A 22,729-nucleotide genomic window follows, 5' to 3' on the forward strand; every position below is an offset into this window, starting at 1 on the left:
CCCGCGCCTCGCGACCCGCACTTCGCGACCCGAGCCGAACGCCCGAACCGAACGTCCCGAACCCCCGGGTTCCGTACCGTCAGGGAGCACCATGAACACCTCCGGCACAACAGATCTCCGGGTGGCCTTCCTGGGCCTGGGCCATATGGGCGGGCCCATGGCCGCCAACTTGGTGGCCGCGGGCGTCCCGGTCCTGGGGTTCGACGTGGTCCCCGCCGCGATGGACGCCGCCCGCGCGGCCGAGGTCACGGTGGTGGACTCGCCCGCGGCCGCGGTCCGTGAGGCGCAGGTCGTCATCACCATGTTCCCCTCGGGTCGGCACGTCCGGCAGGCCTACATGGGCGACGACGCCGCGCCCGGTCTGCTCGCGGCGGCACCCGCCGGGACCACGTTCCTCGACTGCTCCACGATCGACATCTCCAACGCGCAGGACGTCGCCGAACTCGCCGTGGCGGCGGGCCACCGGGCGGCGGACGCACCGGTCTCGGGCGGCGTCGTCGGGGCGGAGGCGGGAACGCTCGCGTTCATGGTGGGCGCCCCGAAGGACGTATACCGGGAGGTGCTCCCGCTGCTCGAGATCATGGGCGGGCGGATCGTGCACTGCGGGGGCAACGGCATGGGGCAGGCCGCGAAGATCTGCAACAACATGATCCTGGGCGTGTCCATGATCGCGGTGAGCGAGGCGTTCGTGCTCGCCGAGAAACTGGGGCTCACGCACGACGCGATGTACGACGTCGTCTCACAGGCCTCGGGACAGTGCTGGTCCCTGACCACGAACTGCCCGGTGCCCGGGCCGGTTCCCGCGAGTCCCGCCAACCGCGATTTCCGGCCGGGCTTCGCCGGAGCCCTGATGGCCAAGGACCTGAACCTGGCCGTCTCCGCACTGACCGATACCGGGGTCGCGGCCCACATGGGCCCGCTCGCCGCGCAGCTGTACCGCGAGTTCGCGGCCGGCGACGGCGCCCACCGGGACTTCTCGGGGATCATCGAGACCATCCGCGCCGAGAGCGAGCGCGGGGCCTGAATGGCATGGCCTGACCAGCAAGGATTGAGCGGGGAGCTTGCGTGGCGGGGCTTAAATGGCGGGGCCTGGCGTCGCAGGGGCGTCAGCCCTCGATCGCGAAGTCCCCGGCGTGTGCGCGGAAGCGCCGCAGGATCGCGATGAGCGAGTCCACCTCGTCCGGTGCGAACCCCGTGTCGCGGAACAGGTCACGGTTGAGCGCCTCGGTGGCTTCGGTGGCTACGGCCGTCCCCCGATCCGTGAGCACGATGGTGATGGCCCGCCGGTCACTGGGCAGCGGTTCGCGGCGCACCAGGCCCGCGTCCTCGAGGCGGTCCACCGCGTTGGTCACGGAGGTCGGGTGGACCTGCAACAGGGCACTGGCCTTCTTCATGAGCATCTGGTGCTCGCGCGAGAAACTCAGCAGCGCGATCAGCTCGTAGCGCGCGAATGTGAGCCCGAACGGTTTGAGGACGGCCTCGGCCCGGGACAGCAGGATCTGTTGCACGCGCATGATGGCCGTGACCGCCGCCATGGGCGCGGCGGTGTCCTCCCACCCGTGCCGCATCCAGTTGCGTTGGGCCTCGGCAATGGGGTCCCTGGGGAGCCCGGGAGTGGTCGACACAGGGAACCCGCCTTCCTCATCGGATGCCGTCGGTGCCCTCCCGCGGCCCGGTCAGAGTACCAAGGGGCTGTCATCGAACGTCCGTCACCGGGCGGCCGGTACCGGGCGACCGTCACGGGAGGGCCGTCACCGGGCGGCCATTACTGGTCCAGGGACAGATCCTCCTCGCGGTACTCCGTCCCGTGCCCCTCCGGCGCTCGGCCGGATTCGGAGCGCCGCGTCTCCACCGAGCGCAGTTCCACGCGACGGATCTTGCCCGAGATGGTCTTAGGCAGTTCGAGGAACTCGATCCGACGGATCCGCTTGTAGGGTGCCACCGTGGTGCGGCAGTAGGCCAGGATCTCCGTGGCGGTCGCGACGTCGGCCATGCGGCCGGGCGCGGGCGTGACGCAGGCCTTGGGGACCGCGAGGCGCAGCTCGTCCGGGGTGGGGACGATGGCCGCTTCCAGCACCGCGGGGTGTTCCACGAGCACGGACTCGAGCTCGAACGGGGAGATCTTGTAGTCGTTGGACTTGAACACGTCGTCGGAGCGGCCCATGTAGCTGAACACCCCGTTCTCGTCCACCGAGACGATGTCACCGGGTTCCAGACCGATCCAGTACATCGTGGAGAGGTGGCCCACGGGGTAGGACGTGTGGGTGTGCTCCACGAGTTTCGGCGTGGACGTGGTCCCGGACGTGAAGTACAGCAGCAGGGTAGCGTCCCCGCCCGTGGGCGAGTCCGGTTCCAGTTCGTCCGAGCTCGCGTACGCGTCCCGGTAGTCCAGGCACGTGCGGTGGGGAAGCTCGGGGGCGGCGACCGGTTCGGAACCCGCCCGGACCCCCGGGACGTACACGACCGCGTAGTCCCCGGGCACGGAGGCGAACTTGGCGGCATCCTCCACGCCGCCCACCGCCCGCGAGGCGCCGGCGCGTTCCACCCGGCCGTGAGGTCGGTGGGTCCCATCTGGGTGGTCGAGGGGATCACCACCGCCCCCAGCTTGATGCACGCAAGCATGCACTCCCACAGCTCCACCTGGTTGTTGAGCATGAGGATCACGCGGTCCCCGCGGCGCACACCGTGCTCGCGCAATCAGTTGGCGACCCGCGCGGAGTCCTGGCTCAGTCGCGCGAACGTGCGGGTCAGGCGGGAGCCGTCCTCCTCCAGGATGATCAGCGCGTCCTGGTCCCGGCGCTCGGGGGATGCGGCGAGTTGGTCGAACCAGTCCAGGCCGAAGTTGAAGTGATCGACGCGCGGCCACACGAACTCCTCCCGGGCCCGTTCCCACTCCTGCTGGAGCGACACCAGGTGGTAGCGTGCGGCGCGAAACTCGTCCGTGACGGTCATGACCGGCCCCCCTCGAATTAATGTGATCTGTGATACAGATATGTACTTGGACGGTCTATAGTTGAAAAGATCACCATTGGATTACCGAGCACCCGAGGGCCAGGATGACCACCGCCATCACCTCCTCTCGTCCCCGTGCCGCGTCCGAGCTCCCCGGAGTGGACCTGCTGAAGATCCAGCAGCTGCTCTGCGATGACGAACGCACCCGTTTGGCGGGGATCGAGAAGCACCTGCAGGACAACGTCCGCCGTCAGTCGATCGACCCGTGGAACCGGGAGCACCTGCCCCTGGAGATGCTGCCCCGGCTCGCCGAGCTCGGCCTGGGCAATTTGTTCCGGGACGGCTCGTCCCGGTTGTTCCAGGGACTCGTGCATGCGCAGCTCGCCCGGGCGGACGTGTCCCTGTCCGCGCTGATCGGGATCCACAACGAGTTGATAGTGGGGACCCTCGTGGAACTGGGGTCGCAGCAGCAACAGGACACGTGGCTCCCCGGGCTCTCGGACCTCTCCACGATCGGGGCGTTCTGCCTCACTGAACCCGAGCACGGCTCGGACATCGCCGGCGGCCTGGCCACCACCGCCACCCGCGAGGGTGACGAGTGGGCCATCAACGGTCGAAAACGTTGGATCGGCGCCGGAACCGTGGCCCAACTGGCCCTCGTGTGGGCGCGGGACACGGCCGACGGTCAGGTCAAGTGTTTCGCCGTGCCCACCAGGACACCCGGGTACGCCGCGACCAAGATCGGCAACAAGATGGGTCTGCGCATCATGCAGAACGCGGACGTGACGTTCACGGACCTGCGTGTCCCCGCGGACGCCCTGCTCCCCGGGGCCGTGAGTTTCGACGCCGCCAACATGCTGCTCAAGGACTCGCGCGCATGGGTCGGGTGGCAAGCGGTGGGCGCCCAACAGGCCATCCTGGACGTCCTGCGCGAGTACACCCTGCGGCGGGAACAGTTCGGCAAGCCTCTCGCGAGCTTCCAGATGGTCCAGCAGGCCATGGCGGAGATCGCGGGCAACCTCGCGGCGAGCTCCGCGCTCATGGTGCAAGTCACCCGCCTGCAAACGTGCGACGAGATGGACATGATGCACGCGGCCCTCGCCAAGTCCACCGCGACCCGGCTCGGCCGGCGCTCGGCCTCACTGGCGCGTGACGCCCTGGGCGGCAACGGCCTGCTGAGCGACTACGAGATCGCCAAGGTCCTGGGGGACCTCGAGGCCATCTACACGTACGAGGGCAGCTACCACATCAACTCGCTCATCGTCTCCCGGGCGCTCACGGGGGTTTCCGCGTTCGTCTGAGTGGCCGGGAGCTGACGACCAGAAGGGGGAAGCCGTGCCCGCAGGACCGCGCCCGGGGTCGTGACCGACCGGGCGCGGTCCCTCATGAGCGAGGGCCGCGCGGTTAGGCGGGGATTCGGCATCCTCGTTACCCTGGTGACAGCGCCTTCGCGCGCCGTCGGGCGTTCTCGTCCCCACCGCACCCGCACCCTTCGGTGCCGGTCCCGCGTGGGCGGCCCCGCGGCGTCGTCGTCGGCGCCGTGAACGACCCACCCAGTACTCCACGCGCGGCCGCAGCCAGCGGTCGGGCGAGAAACGGACGTGAGACCGCATGACTGCCAAATCCACCCTGGACAATGTCATCTCCCTGGCCAAGCGCCGGGGCTTCGTGTTCCAGGCGGGTGAGATCTACGGCGGTTCGCGCTCCGCGTGGGACTACGGGCCCTTGGGTGCGGAACTGAAGGAGAACATCAAGCGCGAGTGGTGGCAGACCTTCGTGCGCGGCCGCGCGGACATGGTGGGCCTGGACTCCTCGATCATCCTGCCGTCTGCGGTGTGGCAGGCCTCCGGGCACGTGGAGACCTTCACCGACCCCCTGGTGGAGTCCCTGCACACCCACAAGCGCTACCGCGCGGACCACCTGCTGGAGGCGTACGAGGCCAAGCACGGCCACCCCCCGGTCAACGGCCTGGCGGACGTCAAGGACCCGGAGACGGGCCAGGACGGCAAGTGGACCGAGCCCCAGCAGTTCTCCGGGCTCATGAAGACCTTCCTGGGTCCCGTGGACAACGAGGAGGGCAAGCACTACCTGCGTCCGGAGACCGCTCAGGGCATCTTCGTGAACTTCCTCAACGTGGTGACCGCCGCGCGCAAGAAGCCGCCATTCGGCATCGGGCAGATCGGCAAGGCGTTCCGCAACGAGATCACCCCGGGCAACTTCATCTTCCGCACGCGCGAGTTCGAGCAGATGGAGATCGAGTACTTCATCCACCCGGACGAGGCGAAGCGCTACTTCGACGAGTGGGTCGAGGCGTGCTGGAACTGGTTCGTGGACTTGGGTGTGAACCCCGACAACATGCGCCGCTACGACGTCCCCGAGGACGACCGCGCGCACTACTCGGACGGCACGATCGACATCGAGTACCGTTTCGGTTTCCAGGGCTCCGAGTGGGGCGAGCTCATGGGCGTGGCCAACCGCACGGACTTCGACCTGAGCAACCACACCGAACACTCCGGCACCAAGATGCAGTACTTCGACCAGGCCTCGGGGGAGCGCTACACCCCGTACGTGATCGAGCCGTCATTCGGGCTGACCCGTTCCATGATGGCGTTCCTCGTGGACGCGTACGTGGAGGACGAGGCCCCCAACACCAAGGGCGGCGTGGACAAGCGCACCGTGCTGCGCCTGGACCCGCGCCTGGCTCCGGTCAAGGCCGCCGTGCTGCCGCTGTCCAAGAAGGAGGACCTGCGCCCCGCCGCGCAGCACCTGGACGCCGAGCTGCGCCGCCGCTGGAACATCGACTACGACGACGCCGGGGCCATCGGCCGCCGCTACCGCCGCCAGGACGAGATCGGCACGCCGTTCTGCATCACCGTGGACTTCGACACCCTCGAGGACCAGGCCGTGACCGTGCGCTCACGCGACGAGATGACCCAGGAGCGCGTGGGTCTGGACCGCGTCCAGCAGTACCTCGCCGACCACCTCGAGAAGTAGGCACCGCATGAGCATCGAGTACCGTCCGTGGCGAGAGGACGACGACCTGCGTCTGCTCGAGGTCTGGCCGGATGCGCCGTCGGCACCCGCGCAGGCCTTCCGTGCGCGACTGGGTGCCGACGACGACGCCGCGTTCTCCCGCACGCTCGTGGCCACCGACGCCGGTGTGCCCGTCGCGGCCGGGGTGGTCTACGAGTCCCCGTGGCACCCGCGCCGGTTGTGGGCGTACGTGGAGGTGGCTCCGGACCGGCAGCGCGAAGGCATCGGCCGGGAGCTCCTGGCGCGCTTGCGGAAAGTGGCCGCGGACGCGCCGTCGAGCGTCACGGCGCTGCGCTCCCGCGTGACCCCCGGCTCCGCGGGGGAGAGCTTCGCGAAGGCGGAGGGCCTGACCCCGGCCATGCGCTCGCGCGTGGTGCGCGTGGCCGCGGGTGCCCTGCCCGAACCCGCGCTCGGACAGACCGCGGACGGCTCGTGGGTGCGCTCCGTGGAAGATCTCGCGACCGGTTCCGTGGAACTAACACGCGCCGTGTGGGAGTTCTACCGCTCGGTCCACGACTGGGACCCGGTCGCGGAGATCGGGATCGGCGCGGTGAACCGGCAGTTGCTCTCGGACACCGCCGGAGCGTTCGGAGCCCTGGTGCTGCGCGCGGGCGCTCCGGGGAGTGACGGTCCCGCATCGATCACCGCGTTCGCCGTGAGCTACCGCCCGTTCGATCCGCAGGATCCCGAGGACCGGGCCACCCGGTTCGAGGCCGCGGACGTGTTGCTGGGCTACGTGCCGGGCGCCTCTTCCGATGACGGTTCCGCGCGTGAGGCGGGTGCGGCCGTGGAGACGCTGCTGGCCCTGCTGGTCCGGGACTACCCCGTGGAGCTCGAGGTGGACGACTCCATGACCCCGCTCGTGGCCGTGGTGGACAACCTGCTGGAGGCCGGGGTCGCGCACGTGGTCACGGAAACGGTCACGCTGGTGGACGACCGAGTGTAAGGCCGCCGGTCCAGGCCGGTGCGGGGGGAGGACGGGTGCGGTGAGGACACTGGTTCTCCACGCGGGTGACCACACGGCGTGCCCGTACGGCATCGACCTGTTTCCGGGTCCGGGTTTCCCGGTCACCGGGGTCCGACCCCTGCGCGGCAGGCTACCCCGGAATCTGCGGGACGTCGTGGAGCATCGGACCCACACTATGGTGGACGTGCCCCTCAGGGCCGTGCCCGGGGTGCGGAACGCCGAACTGGTCCTGGGCTTGCTCGAACCCGTCACGGCACTCGCCGCGCAGCTCAGGCGGCGGGACGTGCCGCCGTACGCGGGCGCACCCCTGGTGATGATCTCGTGCTGGCTCGTGGAATGGATCCGACGAGCGGATCCCGATCGCAGACGCGCGCTCGTCCGCCGGTTCTCGGCGGTGGATCTGATCCTCACGCTGAGCCGGAACCAGATCGACATCCTCGTGGATGCAGGGTTCCGGGCCGATCAGGTGGCCGCTATCCCGTTCGGCTGCGCACCGGAACTGTTCACCGACGACGGGACGCAGCGGGCCGTCGACGTCTTCGCCGCCTGGCCGAGCGGGAGGCGCTCGCGGAGGCGGGTAGGGCCGTGGTCACCGAGCGGTTCACGTATGACAGGATGTGGCGCGCGTTGCGGGACGAGCTCCACGATCACGGGATCCGTTCGGGCCGCGGTGCGAACTGACCGCCGCCGTCCGGTCTCGGTCTACGAGGCCTCCGCGTGCTGCTCGTGCCGGGACAGCACGGCCGTCACGAACCACGCGGCCACGCTCGCGAGCGCCACGGCGGTGGAGCCCGCGGCCAGGATCGCGGGCACCGAGGACTGACCTGAAGACAGGACGTCGAGCGGGTCGGCGCCGAGCAGCCTCGCGGGCCCCGCAATGCGTCGTTCGTGGTAAGACGTTCACGGAGGAAAGGAGTCCCATGTTCGAGACCCAGGCGAGTCCGTCGCGCACGGAGCCACCGCGACGCCAGGAGATGAACGGCCGGTTGCGGCTGATCGCCACGGTGGCCACGTTCGGCGGATTGCTGTTCGGTTACGACACCGGGGTGATCAACGGAGCGCTGCCGTCCATCGTGGCGGATCTGCGGTTGACGCCGTTCCTGGAGGGTCTCGTGGCCTCGATCCTGCCGTTCGGCGGCGCGTGGGGCGCGGCGTTCGGCGGCAAGCTCGCCGACCGCTACGGCCGCCGCCGGGTGCTGATGATACTGGCTGTGGTCTTCGTGGTCGCCACGATCGGGTGTTCGATCGCACCCACCATCGCGGTGCTCGTGACGTTCCGCTGCCTGCTGGGGCTGGCCGTGGGCGCGTGTTCCGTGATCGTGCCCGTGTTCCTCGCCGAACTCGCCCCCTCGCACCTGCGCGGTCGCGTGGTCGCTCAGAACGAGCTGATGATCGTGGGCGGCCAGGCGCTCGCCTTCGTGTTCAACGCGGGGTTGGCGACGGCGTTCGGGCACCTCCCGCACGTGTGGCGCGTCATGCTCGTGCTCGCGACCGCCCCCGCGCTCGTGCTGTGGATCGGGATGCTCGTGGTGCCGGAGTCCCCCCGCTGGCTGGCCCGCCATGGAGCGGTGGAGAAGATGTTCCAGGTGTTGCGCCGCATCCGCGAGGACTCCTACGACCGGCGCGAGGGTGAGACCGTCCTGGAACTCGCCCACGAGGACGAGCACCGCCCCGCGGCCCGGATCACGGATCTGGTCCGCGTCCCGTGGATCAGGCGAATCTTCGTGCTGGGCGCGTCCATGGCCGTGATCAATCAGATCTCGGGGATCAACGCGATCCAGTACTACGGCGTCACGGTGCTGCAGGACGTGGGCTTCGGGGGCAACGGGGCGTTCTACGCCAACATCATCCCCGGGATCATGGGGGTCGTGGCTGTGGCCCTGGCCATGTACCTGCTCAAGCACGTGGGCCGCCGGACACTGTTGCTGACCGGGTTGGTGGGGACGGCAACGTCGTTGACGGGCTTTGCGGTGTCCTACCTGACGATCCCCGAGGGCAGTCCGGCGCGCGCGTGGGTGATCCTCGCGTGCATCGTGGTGTTCGTGGGGTTCATGCAGTGCTGCATCGGCACCGTGACGTGGTTGTACATGTCCGAGATCTTCCCGCTCAACGTGCGCGGCGTGGGCATGGGTGCGTGCGCATGGATCCTGTGGATGATGACGTTCCTGGTGGGGCTCACGTTCCCCGTGCTCACGGACGCGCTGGGCGTGGGGTACACGATCATGATCTTCGTGGTGCTCCAGCTCGTCGCGATCGTGTGGGTGTACTGCGTGGCCCCGGAGACCAAGGACAAGTCCCTCGAGGAGCTGGAGCGCTACTTTCGCGCCGGGTAGGGGACAATGGTTCGTCAGTCGTCCTACGACGCCCCGTCCACACCATGTGAGGAACCGTCCGTGTCCTGTGAGCTCAGCGAAACCACCACCCCGGAAGACTTCGCGCGCCCGCGCTGGGTCGCGCAACCGGACGTGCGTGAGCGGGCGCAGCGGTTGAGCACGAAGTTCGAGGAGGTCTACGCCCGCCCGCCCGCAGGGGTGTGGGCCGCGCCCGGCCGCGCGAATCTCATGGGCGAGTACATCGACTACTCGGGCGGGATGTGCCTGCCCTTCGCCCACCAGTACGTGACGTTGACCGCCGCCGCACCCCGCACGGACGGGCTGCTGCACGCGCAGTCCCTCCAGGACACGGACGCCTCCGTCGCGGACCGTGAACCGCGCGCGGCCCGGGTGAGTGACGTCCAACCCGGAGCCATCCATGGCTGGTTCGGCTACGCCGCGGGCGTGGCGTGGGGGATGAACCGCGTGGCCGCGGGGCACTCCGAGCACGAGGCCGTGCCCGAACTCGCGCTCGGTGCGGACTTCGGCGCGGACCTGCTCGTGGACTCGACCGTGCCCATCGGCGCGGGGCTCGCCTCCTCCGCGGCGCTCGAGTGCTCGGTCGCGCTCGCCCTGTTCTCGCTGCGCACGGGCGACGACCACCCGGACGACACCCTGCGCCGCGCCCTGGCCCGAGCCTGCATGGACGCGGAGAACTACATCGTGGGCGCCAACACCGGCGGCCTGGACCAGACGGCGTCCCTGCGCTCGCACGCCGGGCAGTTGCTCGCGCTGGACTGCCGCGATTTCGACGTCGCCCGTCTGCCCGCCGATCCCGCGCTCGCGGGTCTCACGTGGCTCGCCGTGGACACGTGCGCCCCGCACAAACTGGCCGACGGTCAGTACAGTTCCCGCCGCGCCGAGTGCGAGGCCGCTGCCGCGGTGCTCGGGGTCTCCCGCTTGCGCGACGCGCTGCCCGAGGATCCGGGGTTCGACGACGCCGCGGCGGTCCTCGAGCGCTTCGACCACCTGCTCGGGGCGGGCGCCCCGTTGACCGAGGACCCCCGAGGGACCCGGTTGCGCCTGCGTCATTCCGTGACCGAGATGGTGCGCTCGGAGAAGATCGCCCGACTCCTGCGTGAGGCGGACCCGGACTGGGCGGCCGTGGGTCAGCTGCTCGTGGCGGGCCACGAGTCCATGCGGGACGACTGCCAGGTCACGGTCCCGGAACTGGATACGGCGGTCGAGGGCTGCCTGGCCGCCGGGGCCGTGGGCGCCAAGGTCGTGGGCGGCGGTTTCGGGGGCTCGGTGATCGCCTTGGTTCCCGAGACCCACGTGGAGCGACTCGCGAGCGCGGTGCAGCACCGGTTCGGGGAGAACGGGTTCCCCGATCCGCTGTTCCTCACGCTCACCCCGTCCGACGCCGCCCGCAGGGTCCTCTGACCCCGCGCCCCTGCGGCATCGGTTGCACGGGGCAATGATCGGGGCTGGAAGAATCACGCGGTAGGAGTACAGGAGGAGGGCGCATGTTCGCACGGGCCAGGGTGGCGCGCAGGCTGCAACGGGGCCGGGCGGCGTCGTCGTCCGGGGACACCGCCACGGCACGCGATCACTACGAGGCGGCCCTGCGCGCGGCGCGACTCGGGGAGACGTGGCTGGAAGCGGGCCAGGCGGCGTCGTGGTTGGGGAATCTCGCGCGGGACGCCGGCGACTGGGCGGACGCGGAACACTACTACCGACTGGCCGCGACGCAGTACAAGCGCGCGCCACGGTCGGCGCGATCCCTGGGAGCGCGGGTGCAGTGCCTCGAGAACCTCGGGGACGTGCTGCTGCTGGCCGGGCGCCCGTGGGACGCATACCGCGAGTTCCAGGAGGGGGCCGCGGCGGCGGGGGTGGATCCTGCGCGACCCGCCGGGGACGGTGCGGGCTTCGTCACGCGGGAGGACCTGCGCTGGGTGTCCCACCTGGCCACCGCGGCGCAAGCGGCCGGGCGGCGCAAACTCGCGGCCGAGCACTACGAGACCGTGCTCGCGGGCTGCGAAGCGCGCGGGGACGTGGCCGGGCAGATCATGTGCTGGAAAGGGCTCGCGGCGCTCGCCGAGGGGATGATGGCCTGGAACGACGTTGCCCACGCCCTCCACACCGCAAGCAACCTCTACCCCGCGCTGCCCGAGCCGGAGGCCCACACCCGCGAGTGGGTGCAATGTCTGCGGGACCTGGGCGCGGTGTACAAGACCCTGGGTCGCAGGGACAAGCAGGTGCGCGCGTTCAAGCTCGCGATGCGACTCGAGCAGGTGGACGCGTCCGCGCGCACCGACCGCGACGCCGGGCAGCGGACGAATGAGACAATGGCCCACGATGAGCACCGAGACGACTGAGACCGCGGACCGTGAACCGGCCGTGTTGAACTTGAAACCCCTACAGCTGGGCCGGTTGACCGTGGACGTACCCGTGGTCCTGGCGCCGATGGCCGGGGTCACGAACAAGTCCTTCCGCACCCTGTGTCGGGAGTACGGCGGGGGACTATACGTGACCGAGATGGTCACGGCGCGGGCACTCGTGGAACGCCGCCCCGAGTCCCTGCGGATCATCGACCACGACCCCCACGAGACCCCGAGATCCATCCAGATCTACGGTGTGGACGCCGTGAACGTGGGCAAGGCCGTGCGGATGGTCGCGCAGGAGGATCGCGCGGACCACATCGACCTCAACTTCGGGTGCCCCGTGCCCAAGGTCACTAAGCGCGGTGGTGGTTCCGCCCTGCCGTGGAAGACCGACCTGTTCCGCGCGATCATCCGCACGGCGGTGCGCGAGGCCGGGGAGATCCCCGTGACCGTCAAGATGCGCATCGGCATCGACGGCGAACACCAGACCTTCCTGGATGCCGGGCGCATGGCCCGCGATGAGGGGATCGCCGCGGTGGCCCTGCACGGGCGCACCCTCGAACAACACTATTCGGGCCACGCCGACTGGGATGCGATCGCGCGGCTGCGCGAGGCCCTCCCGGACATCCCCGTGCTGGGCAACGGGGACATCTTCTCCGCGGAGGACGCGGTGCGCATGGTCGAGCACACGGGCGTGGACGGCGTCGTCGTGGGTCGGGGCTGTCAGGGCCGGCCGTGGCTGTTCGGGGACCTGCAGGCAGCCTTCGAGGGCAGCCCGCGCCGCTACCGGCCGGGTGTGCGCAAGGTCGCGGAGACCGTGTACCGCCACGCCGAGCTGCTCACCCAGGAGTTCGGGGACGAACTCAAGGGCTGCCGCGAGATCCGCAAGCACGTGTCCTGGTACTTCAAGGGGTACCCGGTGGGCGGGCAGTTACGCGCCCGCATGGCGCAGGTGCCCACACTCGCCGCGCTGCGCGAACTGCTCGACGAACTCGACCTGGATGCCCCCTACCCGGGCGCGGACGTCGAAGGGCCTCGGGGCCGAGCGGGCTCGCCTAAGAAGCCCCACCTGCCGGACGGCTGGCTTGACTCCCGCATCCTGGGCGACGCCGAACGGCTGGGTCTCGCGGCCGCCGAGCTCGACGTCTCGGGAGGCTGATCCCACTGCACACCCCCGACCGTCTGGCGATCCTGCCCCCGGGCTACGAGCCCACTGACACCGAGCGGTTCGTCGCCGAGAACCACCACAACCGCCATCGCAGTCACTTCGAGCGGGACCGCGCGCGCGTGCTGCACAGTTCCGCGCTGCGAAGGCTCGCGGCCAAGACCCAGGTGGTCTCGCCGCAGTCGGACGACTTCGTGCGCAACCGGCTCACCCATTCGCTCGAGGTCGCCCAGATCGGGCGCGAGCTGGGCAAGGCGCTCGGGTGCGATCCGGACGTCGTGGACGCCGCGTGCCTGTCCCACGACCTCGGTCACCCGCCGTTCGGGCACAACGGTGAGACGGCGCTCGCGCAGCTGACCCGGGGAATCGGCGGCTTCGAGGGCAATGCGCAGACCCTGCGTCTGCTCGTGCGGCTCGAGCCCAAGATCATCGCGCCGTCGGGGGAGCCCGCGGGGTTGAACCTCACCCGCGCGACACTCGACGCCACGTGCAAGTACCCGTGGAGCGCGGCGGACGCCCCGCCCCGGCCGGACGGGCGCCCCAACCGCAAGTTCGGAGCCTACGAGGACGACCTGCCTGTGTTCGAGTGGTTCCGCGCGGGCGCGGTGCCCGGACGCAAGTGCATCGAGGCCCAGGTCATGGATCTCGCGGACGACATCTCCTACAGCGTCCACGACGTCGAGGACGCGGTCGCGGCCCACGCCCTGCAGCTCGAGAACCTCACGCAACCCGCGCACCGCCACCGGGTCATCGAGTGCACCCGCAGCTGGTACCTGCCCGCGGCCACGGAGGACGAGCTCGACGCCGCGCTGTCCCGGCTCGAGTCCTCACCCGTGTGGATTCCCCGTCTGCACGGGACACGCGTGGATCTGGCACGACTGAAGAACATGACGAGCCAGTTGATCGGCCGGTTCGCGATGTCCGCGGTCGCGGCCACCCGGGACGTGGCCGGGGACGACCGGCTCACCCGGTACCGGGCGTCCCTCGTGGTCCCGCGCGAGACGGAGCTGGAGATCGGGGTGCTCAAGGGCATCGCGACCGCGTTCGTGATGACCGTGCGGGACGCCCTGCCCCTCTACGACAACCAGCACGAGATCCTCACGATCCTCGTGGACGCCCTGATGCAGACGGACGGGCGGTTCCTGGCCCCTGAGTTCGCCGCGGACTGGCGTGCCCTGGGGGACGGTCCCAGCAGTGAAGCCGCCCGGTTGCGGCTTGTGGTCGATCAGATCGCGTGCCTCACGGACCGCTCCGCGGTCGCGCTGCACGACCGGATCCGGGGCACCAACTGGCGCACGGGGGACAAGCCGCTCTGGTGAGGTCCGGCGGCATCGATTCTGCGCCCCACATCTCGTCCCTGGACGGTTTCGACGCCGTGGTGCTCGGCGCCGTGATGCCCGCCCTGCTCGCGGACCAGGCGTGGGGGATGACCACCGGTGAGGCCACCGCGGTCGCGACCGCCGGTCTGTTCGGCATGATGGTCGGCGCCCTGGGCATGGGCTACCTCACGGACCGCTGGGGCCGGCGCAAGATGCTCATCGGCGCCGTGATCGTATTCTCGGTGCTCACGTTCGCCGCCGCGTTCGCCCCGACCGTCCTGTGGTTCGGCATCCTGCGCTTCCTCGCGGGCCTGGGCCTGGGCGGTTGCCTGCCCACCGGCATCTCCATGGTCACCGAGTTCTCCCGCCCCGGCCGCGGCTCCAACGCCACCACGGTCATGATGACCGGCTACCACGTGGGTGCCGTGCTCACCGCAGCGCTTGCGATCTGGGTGCTGTCCCACTTCACGTGGCACACCATGTTCATCGTGGGCGCGCTGCCCGCCCTGATCCTCGTACCGCTCATGCTCGTGTTCCTGCCCGAGTCCCCGTCCTACCTCGCGTCCAAGGGCCGCCTCGAGGATGCCCGCCGGGTGGCCGCGCACTACAACGTGCCTCTGGAGATCGGCGACGCCGCCCCCGCGGCCTCGGGCGCGCGCGGTGCCGCAGCGCCGTCGGCCCAGGTGGTGGCTGAGAAGAAGGGCGCGGCCCTACTGTTGAGCGGCACGTACGCGCGCAACTCCGTGGTGATCTGGATCGCGTCCTTCATGGGTCTGCTGCTCGTGTACGGGCTCAACACGTGGTTGCCGCAGATCATGCGCGCCGCGGACTACGACCTCGGCAACGCGCTGGGCTTCCTGCTCATCCTCAACGTGGGCGCCGTGGTGGGGCTGTGGATCGGTGGCCGCGTGGCGGACCGGATTACCCCCCCGCATCGCGAGCATCATGTGGTTCGCGGCCTCGGCCGTGCTGCTCGCGGCCCTCGCGATCCGGCTGCCCGTGGCCGGGATCTACGTCATGGTGTTCCTGACCGGGTGCTTCGTGTTCTCTTCCCAGGTGCTCGTGTACGCGTTCACCGCGACCAACCACCCGCCGCGCGTGCGCGCGACCGCCCTGGGCATGTCCGCCGGGGTGGGGCGTCTCGGCGCGATCAGCGGTCCCATCGTGGGCGGCACGCTGCTGGGTGCCGGGCTCGCGTACCCGTGGGGCTTCTTCGCGTTCGCCGCGGTCGGTGCCCTGGGCAGCCTGGCCATGGTCGGCTCCAAGACCGTGGGTGCCCCGGACCGCCGCATGGTGGTCGGCGGGAACGACGACGCCCCGGCGGCTCGCTGACCCCGCGCCCTGTTCGTCGCAGGCCCGTTCGGTGACGCCGTGGCCGGAGTCATCGCGTGTCCTTGCGGGCCCGTTAACCAGTCGTTCCGGGCCGCTGCACATCCGTGACGCGTGCGCGATCCGGTTTGACGGGGTGCCTAAACTGGCCGAGTGGCCGGACTGATCAAGCGTGAAGACATCGACGAGGTCCGTGCGCGCACGGACCTCCGCGAGGTCGTGGAACAGTACGTGACCCTCAAGCCCGCGGGCATCGGTTCGTACAAGGGACTCTGCCCCTTCCACGACGAACGCACGCCGTCCTTCCACGTGCGCCCCCAACTGGGCACGTACCACTGCTTCGGGTGCGACGAGTCCGGGGACGTCATCTCCTTCCTCATGGAAATGGACCACACGCCGTTCTCGGAGACCGTGGAACGGTTGGCCGCCCGGATCGGGTACGAGCTGCACTACGAGCAGGGTTCCGCACCCAACCGGGAGGAAGTAGGGCGTCGACAGCGGTTGCTCGACGCACACAAGGTGGCCGCGGAGTTCTTCCAACGCAACCTCTACACCCGGCAGGCCGCCGCGGCCCAGCGGTTCCTGGGGGAGCGAGGTTTCGATCACGACGCCGCTCGCACCTACGGGATCGGCTACGCACCGCAGGGGTGGTCCCACCTGTTGCAGCACCTGCGCAATCACGGGTTCACGGACCAGGAACTCAAGCTCACCGGCATGGTCTCGGAGGGCAACCGCGGACTCTACGACCGGTTCCGGGGGCGGCTGATCTGGCCCATCCGCGCGGTCGCGGGGGAGGTCATCGGGTTCGGGGCACGCAAGCTCTACGACGACGATCCCGGCCCCAAGTACCTCAACACCCCCGAGACCCAGCTCTACAAGAAGTCCCAGGTGCTCTACGGCATTGACCTGGCCAAACGGCCGATCGCCAAGACCAAACAGGTCGTGGTCGTGGAGGGGTACACGGACGTCATGGCGTGCCACCTGGCCGGGATCACCACGGCGGTGGCCACGTGCGGCACCGCGTTCGGCGCGGACCACATCAAGATCGTGCGCCGGTTCCTCTCGGACGACTCCGCCGGGGGAGAAGTCGTGTTCACGTTCGACGGCGACGCCGCCGGACAGAAGGCCGCGCTGCGCGCCTTCCAGGAGGACCAGCGGTTCGTGGCCCAGACCTACGTGGCGGTCGAGCCCCACGGGATGGATCCGTGTGACCTGCGCCTGACCCGCGGGGACGTGGCCGTGCGTGATCTCGTGGAGTCCCGCACCCCGCTGTTCGAGTTCGCCTTGAAAGCCACGATCCGCGAGTACGACGTCAACAGCCTCGAGGGTCGGCTCCGCGCCATGCGGGCGTGCGCCCCGATCGTGGCCAGGATCCGTGACCCCGCCCTGCGCCCCGCGTACGCGCGGGAGCTGTCCGGGTGGCTGGGGATCGAGACGAACGAGGTGCTGCGCGCCGTCGACGCCGCCTCCCGCAGTGAGAACGGCCGGGGAGAACCGGGGCGGGGGCGCGCTCAGGGGTCGACCCCGGACCGTCCGGATGCGCGTGGCCACCGCGGTGACTCGGTCGGATCGAGGCATGGCTCGGGGCCTGTCTCCGGGCCCGGCTCGGCCCCCGGTGAGAACCACCGGCCCGAGGCGCCCGAGCTGCCGGATCCGCGCGAACCCGTGTCCCGGATGGAACGGGAGGCGCTCGAAGTGGTGCTCCAGCTCCCGGACCTCGTGCCGGACGGCTACTGGGAGCATTTCGATTCCGCCGGCATGACGTACCGGGTGCACCAGGTCTTGCACGATGCCGTGGTGGCCGCCCGCGCGGACGAGGACTATCACGGGGAGGGCGGTCGCGCGTGGCTCGAACACGTGCGCGCCCACCTGCCCGAACCGTTGCACGGCTACCTCGCACAACTGTCCGTCACGCCGCTACCCGCGGCCACCGAGCAACAAATGCGCAACTACGCGGTGGGCGTGCTCACCTCGCTCGTGGAGATGCACATCAACCGGGCGAAGTCGGACAAACTGGCCCACCTCAACCGGTTGAACGCGCAACGGGAACCCGAGCTGTACCAACAGCTCAACCGCGAACTGCTGGACCTCGAACTGCAGCGGCGCAGCCTCACCGGGGTGTGACCCCGACTCAGAGGGGTGTGGCGCTTGCGGGTGGTGGCGGGGATTCGATTTGAGGAAGCCGCGACGGGGCGGTAAAGTATCGTCTCGTTGCGCAGCAGTGCGTACATTCCCCCGTAGCTCAATTGGCAGAGCATTCGACTGTTAATCGAAGGGTTACTGGTTCGAGTCCAGTCGGGGGAGCCACCACGGAGGCCCTCTTCCAGTACGGAAGGGGGCTTTCGTCGTATCCAGGGCGGCACCCGCCTCCGGGAGCCGCCGCGGCCTAATAGACTCGGCGGCTGTTCCGTACGTGCGGCCCACGACTCAGGCGGGTGACCCGGTTCCTTGACTCTGGCTTCTCGCCGATTGTGCGCCGTAGCGGCGCTGTTGTACTCGGTGTGGGTCCTCTATCCGCTCGTGAACCGGGAACTGCACCCGTGGACGTCCTTCGTGTCCGAGTACGTCGTCGCGGACCTCGCCGGGGCCACCGTGCTGCGAACCGTGGACGCAGTGGTCGGGGTGGTGCTCGCCGGGGTGACGGCGTTCTCCTCTGCGCGGCTGCGGACCCTGTGGCGCGCTCTCCCGAACGGTACGCGAGGGACGGACGGACCCGTGAAGTGATGTCCTCTCGCAATCGCGGTGTGGCTCATCGCCGCGGCCGGCGTGCCCGTCGCCCAGCGGTTGCGCTCACGGGAACTCGCAACGAACAGGACAACGGTTCCGCGCCGTCGGGCATCGGGGATCATGTCAGCACCCGCGAAGTTATGGGCGGCCCCGTACGGATCCTCGATGCGGGCTCCGGGCCGGTCATCGTGTGCTGCTCCGGCGTGGCGTGTGGTGGGCCCCGTCGTGGCCGGGCGACTCGTGCCCGGACGCGGACGCCTCATGCGTTCGTGGCCGCAGCTGCGCGTGGATCTGGCATCCCCGAACTTCCTCATGGGGTCCCTGCGGGAACTCGCGGGCTACGTGGCGTGCATGAACCGGTTGCGGGAACTGGCTGCCCACACGCCCCTGGACCCGGAGCTGGACGTCCTGGTGGTGGCCGCGAACGGACGGCTGCCGCGGATCGGGACCACCCGGTGGGTGCGCCACGTGCTCGCCCGGGCCACCTACCTGTCCCGGGAAGCGCCCGTGCACACGATCGTGTTGCGACGCAGCGGTCACTTCGTCATGGTGGATCACCCCGAGCGGATCGCCGCCGTGATCGCATCCGTCAGATCAGGTGTTCTTCCCGCGCACGGTTGACCGCCGCCGTCCGGTTGTCCACCCCGAGCTTGTCGTAGATGTGTACAAGGTGCGTCTTCACGGTGGCTTCCGAGATGAACAATTCCTTGGCCAGGGCCCTGTTGGACGCGCCCGTGGCGAGCCCGCGCAGGATCTCGATCTCCCGCGCGCTCAGCGACGTGCCGGGGGAACGCACCCGCTGCATGAGCCGCGCCGTGACGGAGGGGGACAGCACGGGGCGGCCCGCGGCGGCGTCGTGCACGGCGGCACCGATGGTCTCGGGCTGCGAGTCCTTGAGGAGGTAACCGGTCGCGCCGGCCTCGAGCGCGGCGACGATGTCCGCCTGGGTGTCGTAGGTCGTGAGGATCAGCACCGGGGGCCCGCCCGCCGCGACAATGCGCCGGGTCGCGTCCAGCCCGCCCATCCCGGAACCCATCTGCAGGTCCATGACCACCACGTCCACGGAGCCGCCCGCGCGGGACAGCATCTCGAGCGCCACGTGTCCGTCCGGCGCCTCGGCGCCGACCACGATGTCACCCACCGATTCGAGCACCGCGCGCAGCCCGGCGCGCACCACGGGATGATCGTCCACGAGCAATACGCGGGTGGTCATGACGAATCTCCATTCGGCAGGGGGCGGGTGGCTTCGGGCGCGGGCAGGGGCAACCGCAGGTTCACGGCCGTTCCGGCGCCGGGTTCGGACTCCACGGTCAGGACGGCCCCGAGCTCGTGCGCGCGGCGTCGCAGGTGGGCCAGTCCGAAGCTGTCGTTGCGTGCGTCGTCGGCGGCGGAACGCGGTCTGAAGCCCGCGCCGTCGTCCACGACGTCCAGCGTCACGGCGTCGTCCCAGCCCGCGAGGGTCACGACGGCGCGTGACGCCCGCGCGTGCGAGGTCACGTTCGCGAGGGTGGACTGCGCTGCCCTCACGAACAGGGTGCGCTGCGGGGCGGGCAGTTCGGGGACGGCACCTTCCACCGTGAACTCGCACGTGAGCGGCGCGCCCACGGCGCGGGCCGCCTCCCGGGTGCGGTGACACACCTCCGCGAGGACGGCGGGCAGGGAGTCACCCGGTGCCGGTGCGGCGAGGTCCCGTACGAACCGACGCGCCTCCGCGAGGTCGGCCGCGGCCGTGTCCTCGATCGTGGCCAGTTGCGCGCGGGCCGCGTCGAGCTCCGCGCGCTCCAGCGAGCGCTGTGCGGCCCGTGAGACTAGCACGATCGAGGTCAGGCCCTGGGCCAGGGTGTCGTGGATTTCGCGGGACAACCGGTCGCGCTCGGCCATGGTCCCCGCGTCCCGTTCCTGGCGCGCCAGCTCAGCTCGCGTGGATTCGAGATCGCGGATCGCGCGCACGTGGCGGCGGGTGTCCTCGTACAGTGCGCGGTACCCGAAGCTCACGAGCAGCGCGACAATCGCACCGATCGCGGGTCCGAGCGCCATTCCCGCCGCGAACGCCCCCGGGGCGGCATGTAGGTACTGGGAGAGCACCACGACGCCGGTGAGCACCACGATCGCGACCAGCGCCGCCGCGGTGGGCAGTACCACGGGGCACAGGAAGAACAGGGGGAACGCGACCCACGAGAAGTCCGGGCTCAGCAGGGCCAGCGCGGCCCACAGCGCCGCGATGAGACCGAGCCACCCGGGACCCCACCGCAGGGATTCCCGGCTCGCACGACCCCGCGCCACACGGCTCTCCACCAGGGTCCCCGCGAGGTAGACCGCCGCGAGCAGCACGCTCAGTCCCAGGACGACGGCGATCATCGCCCCGCCGCCAGGGGCCCGGCTCAGGTGCAGCACCGCGCGCACGGCGGCGAGCACCAACAGCGCCGCGAAGCTCACGTGCAACGTGACCCGCAGGGCGCTCAGCACTGCGGGGGTGGAGAGGTCCTCGCGCACTCGGGGGCTCCTTTCCAGGTCGTGCGGTGGACTGGTTGGTCGGAGCGGTGTGCCGGGGACGGCGTCGTCGTCCTGCCCGGGTCCCGGGCGCGGTCGCACGAGTGCGGTGCCCCGACCAAGACGCGGCGTCCCGATCGCCGCGCGGCGATCGGGCGGATGCCGCCATCGGCGAGCAGCGCGCACGGCACGGCCGGGTCTCCCGCCATGCTACGCATGTGACGCGAGTGGCGGATCAACCGATTGGTTGAGCGCGGCATCCCCCGAGGGGCTGGACGGTCTCCACCCGCGGGGCGATCCACCGGCGGCCGCGTCCCGCGAGGCTTGAGGGGAACAGTTTCTCGACCCATCGGAGATCACCATGTACCTGTCCCTACGGGACATCACGTTCGCCAAGGGGCGGTTCGCGTTGCTCGCGACCGTCGTGGCCCTGATCACGCTGTTGCTCGTACTGCTCACCGGGTTGACCAACGGGCTAGGCCACCAGAACACCTCGGCCCTGGAACGGTTGCAGGCGCAGCGGTTCGTGCTCAGTGCCCCGGCGGGGGACGCGTCCGACCCGTCCTTCACGACGTCCCGGATCACCGCGGACGAAACGCGCGCGTGGCGTGACACCGTGGGCGCGCACCACGTGGAGCGGCTCGGCCTCGTGCAGACCACCGCGCGGGCCGGGGACGGGGCGAACTCCTCCGCAGACGCTGCGTCGGCCACCTCCGTGGCCGGTGTCGCGCTCGAACCGGGCTCGCGGCTCGCGCCCGGGCTGAGCGCCGTCAACGGGGTCACCCACCCACAGGACGGCACCGCCGTGCTCAGTGAGACGCTGGCTCGCGAGATGAACGTGGGCGTGGGGGACGCGGTGACCCTGGCCGGCACGTCCCTGAAGGTCACCGGGGTCGTGGCGGACGAGTACTACAGCCACGTGCCGGTCGTGTGGCTCAGCATGGAGGACTTTCCCGCCGTGGCCCACACCGACGACCCCGAGCAGGCCACCGCCCTGGCCCTCACCACGGACACCGTGCCCGAGGGGGTCACGGAGCGCACCGCAACCGTGGCCATGGACACCGGGGACGCCTTCGCGGCGCTGCCCGCCTACGAGTCGGAGCAGGGCTCGCTGCGCATGATGCAGGGCTTCCTCTACGGCATCAGCGCCCTGGTGGTGATCTCCTTCCTGACCGTGTGGACCATCCAGCGCACCCGGGACATTGCGGTGCTGCGCGCTCTCGGCGCGAGCCGTGGTTACGTGGTGCGGGATTCCCTGGTCCAGGCCGTCGTGGTGCTCACGATCGGCGTGCTCGTGGGCGGCGGCCTGGGGATCGCCGGCGGTGCGCTCGCCGGGTCCGCGGTCCCGTTCGTGCTGAGCGCTGCGACCATGGCGCTGCCCGTGGCCGGTGTCCTGGCGCTGGGACTGATCGGGTCCGTGCTCGCCGTGCGCCGCGTGTCCACCGTGGATCCGATGATCGCCCTGGGAGGCAACTGAGCATGCATTCCGATCGTCACCCCCGTCACCGCGCAGGAGACCCCATGGACAACCATACCGCAGCGGCACGCCCGGACGGGCCGCATGAGTACTCGACCGATGATCCCGCCCTCCGGGTGACCGACCTCTGCCTGGAGTACCCGGACGGCACGGACGAGCAGGGCGAACCCCGCACGGTGCGAGCTCTGGACCGTGTGTCCCTCGAGCTGGCCGCGGGCACCATGACGGCGCTCGTGGGCCCGTCCGGGTCCGGCAAGTCCTCGCTGCTCGCCGTGGCCGCCGGGTTGGTCCGCCCGAGTTCCGGCTCGGTGTCCGTGGCGGGCCGTCGGCTCGAGGAGCTCCCCGAACGCGAACTCGCCGGGGTCCGCCGGGAGCACACGGGCATGGTGTTCCAGCAACCCAATCTCCTGGCCTCGCTGACCGCCCGCGAACAACTCGTACTCGCCGCGCACGTGGCCGGGGCCAGGGGCAAGGAGCTTGCGCGGGCCCGCGCTCGGGCGGGCGAACTGCTCGCACAGGTGGGGCTCGAGAACTGCGCGGACCGCCGCCCCCATCAGCTCTCGGGTGGGCAGCG

The 22,729-nt window shown here is 70.2% G+C and carries 19 protein-coding genes, 1 tRNA gene and 1 pseudogene; 17 read left to right on the forward strand and 4 right to left on the reverse strand.

Annotation, left to right across the window (positions count from 1 at the left end; genetic code table 11):
* Positions 1–91 precede the first annotated feature (91 nt).
* Positions 92–1,024 carry a 3-hydroxyisobutyrate dehydrogenase gene (mmsB, locus tag B3I25_RS11680; RefSeq protein WP_286739330.1) on the forward strand — a complete coding sequence of 311 codons (933 nt, stop codon included), beginning with the start codon at positions 92–94 and terminating at the stop codon, positions 1,022–1,024.
* An 82-nt stretch (positions 1,025–1,106) separates the two neighbouring features.
* On the opposite strand, the gene B3I25_RS11685 is transcribed toward mmsB, so the two are convergent.
* Positions 1,107–1,568 carry a MarR family winged helix-turn-helix transcriptional regulator gene (locus B3I25_RS11685; RefSeq protein WP_098053369.1) on the reverse strand — a complete coding sequence of 154 codons (462 nt, stop codon included), beginning with the start codon at positions 1,566–1,568 and terminating at the stop codon, positions 1,107–1,109.
* 197 nt (positions 1,569–1,765) lie between these two features.
* A pseudogene (locus tag B3I25_RS11690) lies at positions 1,766–2,952 on the reverse strand (AMP-binding protein).
* A 104-nt stretch (positions 2,953–3,056) separates the two neighbouring features.
* On the opposite strand from B3I25_RS11690, the gene B3I25_RS11695 reads away from it, so the two are divergent.
* The 14 genes from B3I25_RS11695 (at position 3,057) to B3I25_RS11760 (ending at position 18,809) form a co-directional block, all read left to right on the forward strand.
* A complete protein-coding gene (locus B3I25_RS11695) occupies positions 3,057–4,253 on the forward strand; it encodes an acyl-CoA dehydrogenase family protein (RefSeq protein ID WP_098053322.1) in 1,197 nt (398 codons plus the stop codon).
* 310 nt (positions 4,254–4,563) lie between these two features.
* Positions 4,564–5,946 carry a glycine--tRNA ligase gene (locus B3I25_RS11700; RefSeq protein WP_286739332.1) on the forward strand — a complete coding sequence of 461 codons (1,383 nt, stop codon included), beginning with the start codon at positions 4,564–4,566 and terminating at the stop codon, positions 5,944–5,946.
* Between the two features lie 7 nt (positions 5,947–5,953).
* Positions 5,954–6,931, forward strand: coding sequence for a GNAT family N-acetyltransferase (locus B3I25_RS11705; protein ID WP_286739333.1), 978 nt, complete (start codon positions 5,954–5,956; stop codon positions 6,929–6,931).
* A 205-nt stretch (positions 6,932–7,136) separates the two neighbouring features.
* Entirely contained in the window at positions 7,137–7,775 is a 639-nt protein-coding gene (locus B3I25_RS11710; protein WP_286739334.1) for a hypothetical protein, read from the forward strand.
* Positions 7,776–7,872: 97 nt separating this feature from the next.
* Entirely contained in the window at positions 7,873–9,285 is a 1,413-nt protein-coding gene (locus B3I25_RS11715) for a sugar porter family MFS transporter (protein ID WP_286739336.1), read from the forward strand.
* A gap of 60 nt (positions 9,286–9,345) precedes the next feature.
* On the forward strand, positions 9,346–10,707 hold the full coding sequence (locus B3I25_RS11720; protein ID WP_206399345.1) for a galactokinase: 1,362 nt from the start codon (positions 9,346–9,348) through the stop codon (positions 10,705–10,707).
* 83 nt (positions 10,708–10,790) lie between these two features.
* Positions 10,791–11,642 carry a tetratricopeptide repeat protein gene (locus B3I25_RS11725; RefSeq protein WP_241180960.1) on the forward strand — a complete coding sequence of 284 codons (852 nt, stop codon included), beginning with the start codon at positions 10,791–10,793 and terminating at the stop codon, positions 11,640–11,642.
* The gene (dusB, locus tag B3I25_RS11730) at positions 11,623–12,807 is read left to right on the forward strand and encodes a tRNA dihydrouridine synthase DusB (RefSeq protein WP_064846741.1); all 1,185 of its coding nucleotides are present in this window, start codon (positions 11,623–11,625) and stop codon (positions 12,805–12,807) included. Before B3I25_RS11725 ends, dusB begins: the two co-directional genes overlap by 20 nt.
* A 5-nt stretch (positions 12,808–12,812) precedes the next feature.
* Positions 12,813–14,132 carry a deoxyguanosinetriphosphate triphosphohydrolase gene (locus B3I25_RS11735; protein ID WP_286739458.1) on the forward strand — a complete coding sequence of 440 codons (1,320 nt, stop codon included), beginning with the start codon at positions 12,813–12,815 and terminating at the stop codon, positions 14,130–14,132.
* Positions 14,129–15,499: an MFS transporter gene (locus B3I25_RS11740; RefSeq protein ID WP_286739338.1), complete on the forward strand. Its 1,371-nt coding sequence runs from the start codon at positions 14,129–14,131 to the stop codon at positions 15,497–15,499. Before B3I25_RS11735 ends, B3I25_RS11740 begins: the two co-directional genes overlap by 4 nt.
* 115 nt (positions 15,500–15,614) lie before the next feature.
* Positions 15,615–17,585 (forward strand): DNA primase, encoded by a 1,971-nt coding sequence (gene dnaG, locus B3I25_RS11745; RefSeq protein WP_064846739.1) that lies wholly within the window; start codon positions 15,615–15,617, stop codon positions 17,583–17,585.
* A 107-nt stretch (positions 17,586–17,692) separates the two neighbouring features.
* Positions 17,693–17,768: transfer RNA gene (locus B3I25_RS11750), tRNA-Asn, on the forward strand.
* Positions 17,769–17,909: 141 nt separating this feature from the next.
* Positions 17,910–18,185 (forward strand): hypothetical protein, encoded by a 276-nt coding sequence (locus B3I25_RS11755; RefSeq protein WP_143470030.1) that lies wholly within the window; start codon positions 17,910–17,912, stop codon positions 18,183–18,185.
* Between the two features lie 264 nt (positions 18,186–18,449).
* Positions 18,450–18,809 (forward strand): hypothetical protein, encoded by a 360-nt coding sequence (locus B3I25_RS11760; protein WP_064846737.1) that lies wholly within the window; start codon positions 18,450–18,452, stop codon positions 18,807–18,809.
* On the opposite strand, the gene B3I25_RS11765 is transcribed toward B3I25_RS11760, so the two are convergent.
* Together B3I25_RS11765 and B3I25_RS11770 are read right to left on the reverse strand one after the other, a co-directional pair.
* Positions 18,778–19,401: a response regulator gene (locus B3I25_RS11765; RefSeq protein ID WP_064846736.1), complete on the reverse strand. Its 624-nt coding sequence runs from the start codon at positions 19,399–19,401 to the stop codon at positions 18,778–18,780. The genes B3I25_RS11760 and B3I25_RS11765 overlap by 32 nt on opposite strands.
* Positions 19,398–20,681, reverse strand: coding sequence for a sensor histidine kinase (locus B3I25_RS11770; RefSeq protein ID WP_286739341.1), 1,284 nt, complete (start codon positions 20,679–20,681; stop codon positions 19,398–19,400). The genes B3I25_RS11765 and B3I25_RS11770 overlap by 4 nt, the downstream gene beginning before the upstream one ends.
* Positions 20,682–21,039: 358 nt before the next feature.
* On the opposite strand from B3I25_RS11770, the gene B3I25_RS11775 reads away from it, so the two are divergent.
* Together B3I25_RS11775 and B3I25_RS11780 are read left to right on the forward strand one after the other, a co-directional pair.
* Entirely contained in the window at positions 21,040–22,155 is a 1,116-nt protein-coding gene (locus B3I25_RS11775) for an ABC transporter permease (protein ID WP_286739343.1), read from the forward strand.
* A gap of 44 nt (positions 22,156–22,199) precedes the next feature.
* A partial coding sequence (locus tag B3I25_RS11780; protein WP_286739345.1) for an ABC transporter ATP-binding protein occupies positions 22,200–22,729 on the forward strand: 530 nt, incomplete at its 3' end.

Source organism: Kocuria sp. UBA1838 (genome assembly GCF_002338785.1).
In the GTDB taxonomy this organism is placed as follows: domain Bacteria; phylum Actinomycetota; class Actinomycetes; order Actinomycetales; family Micrococcaceae; genus Kocuria; species Kocuria marina.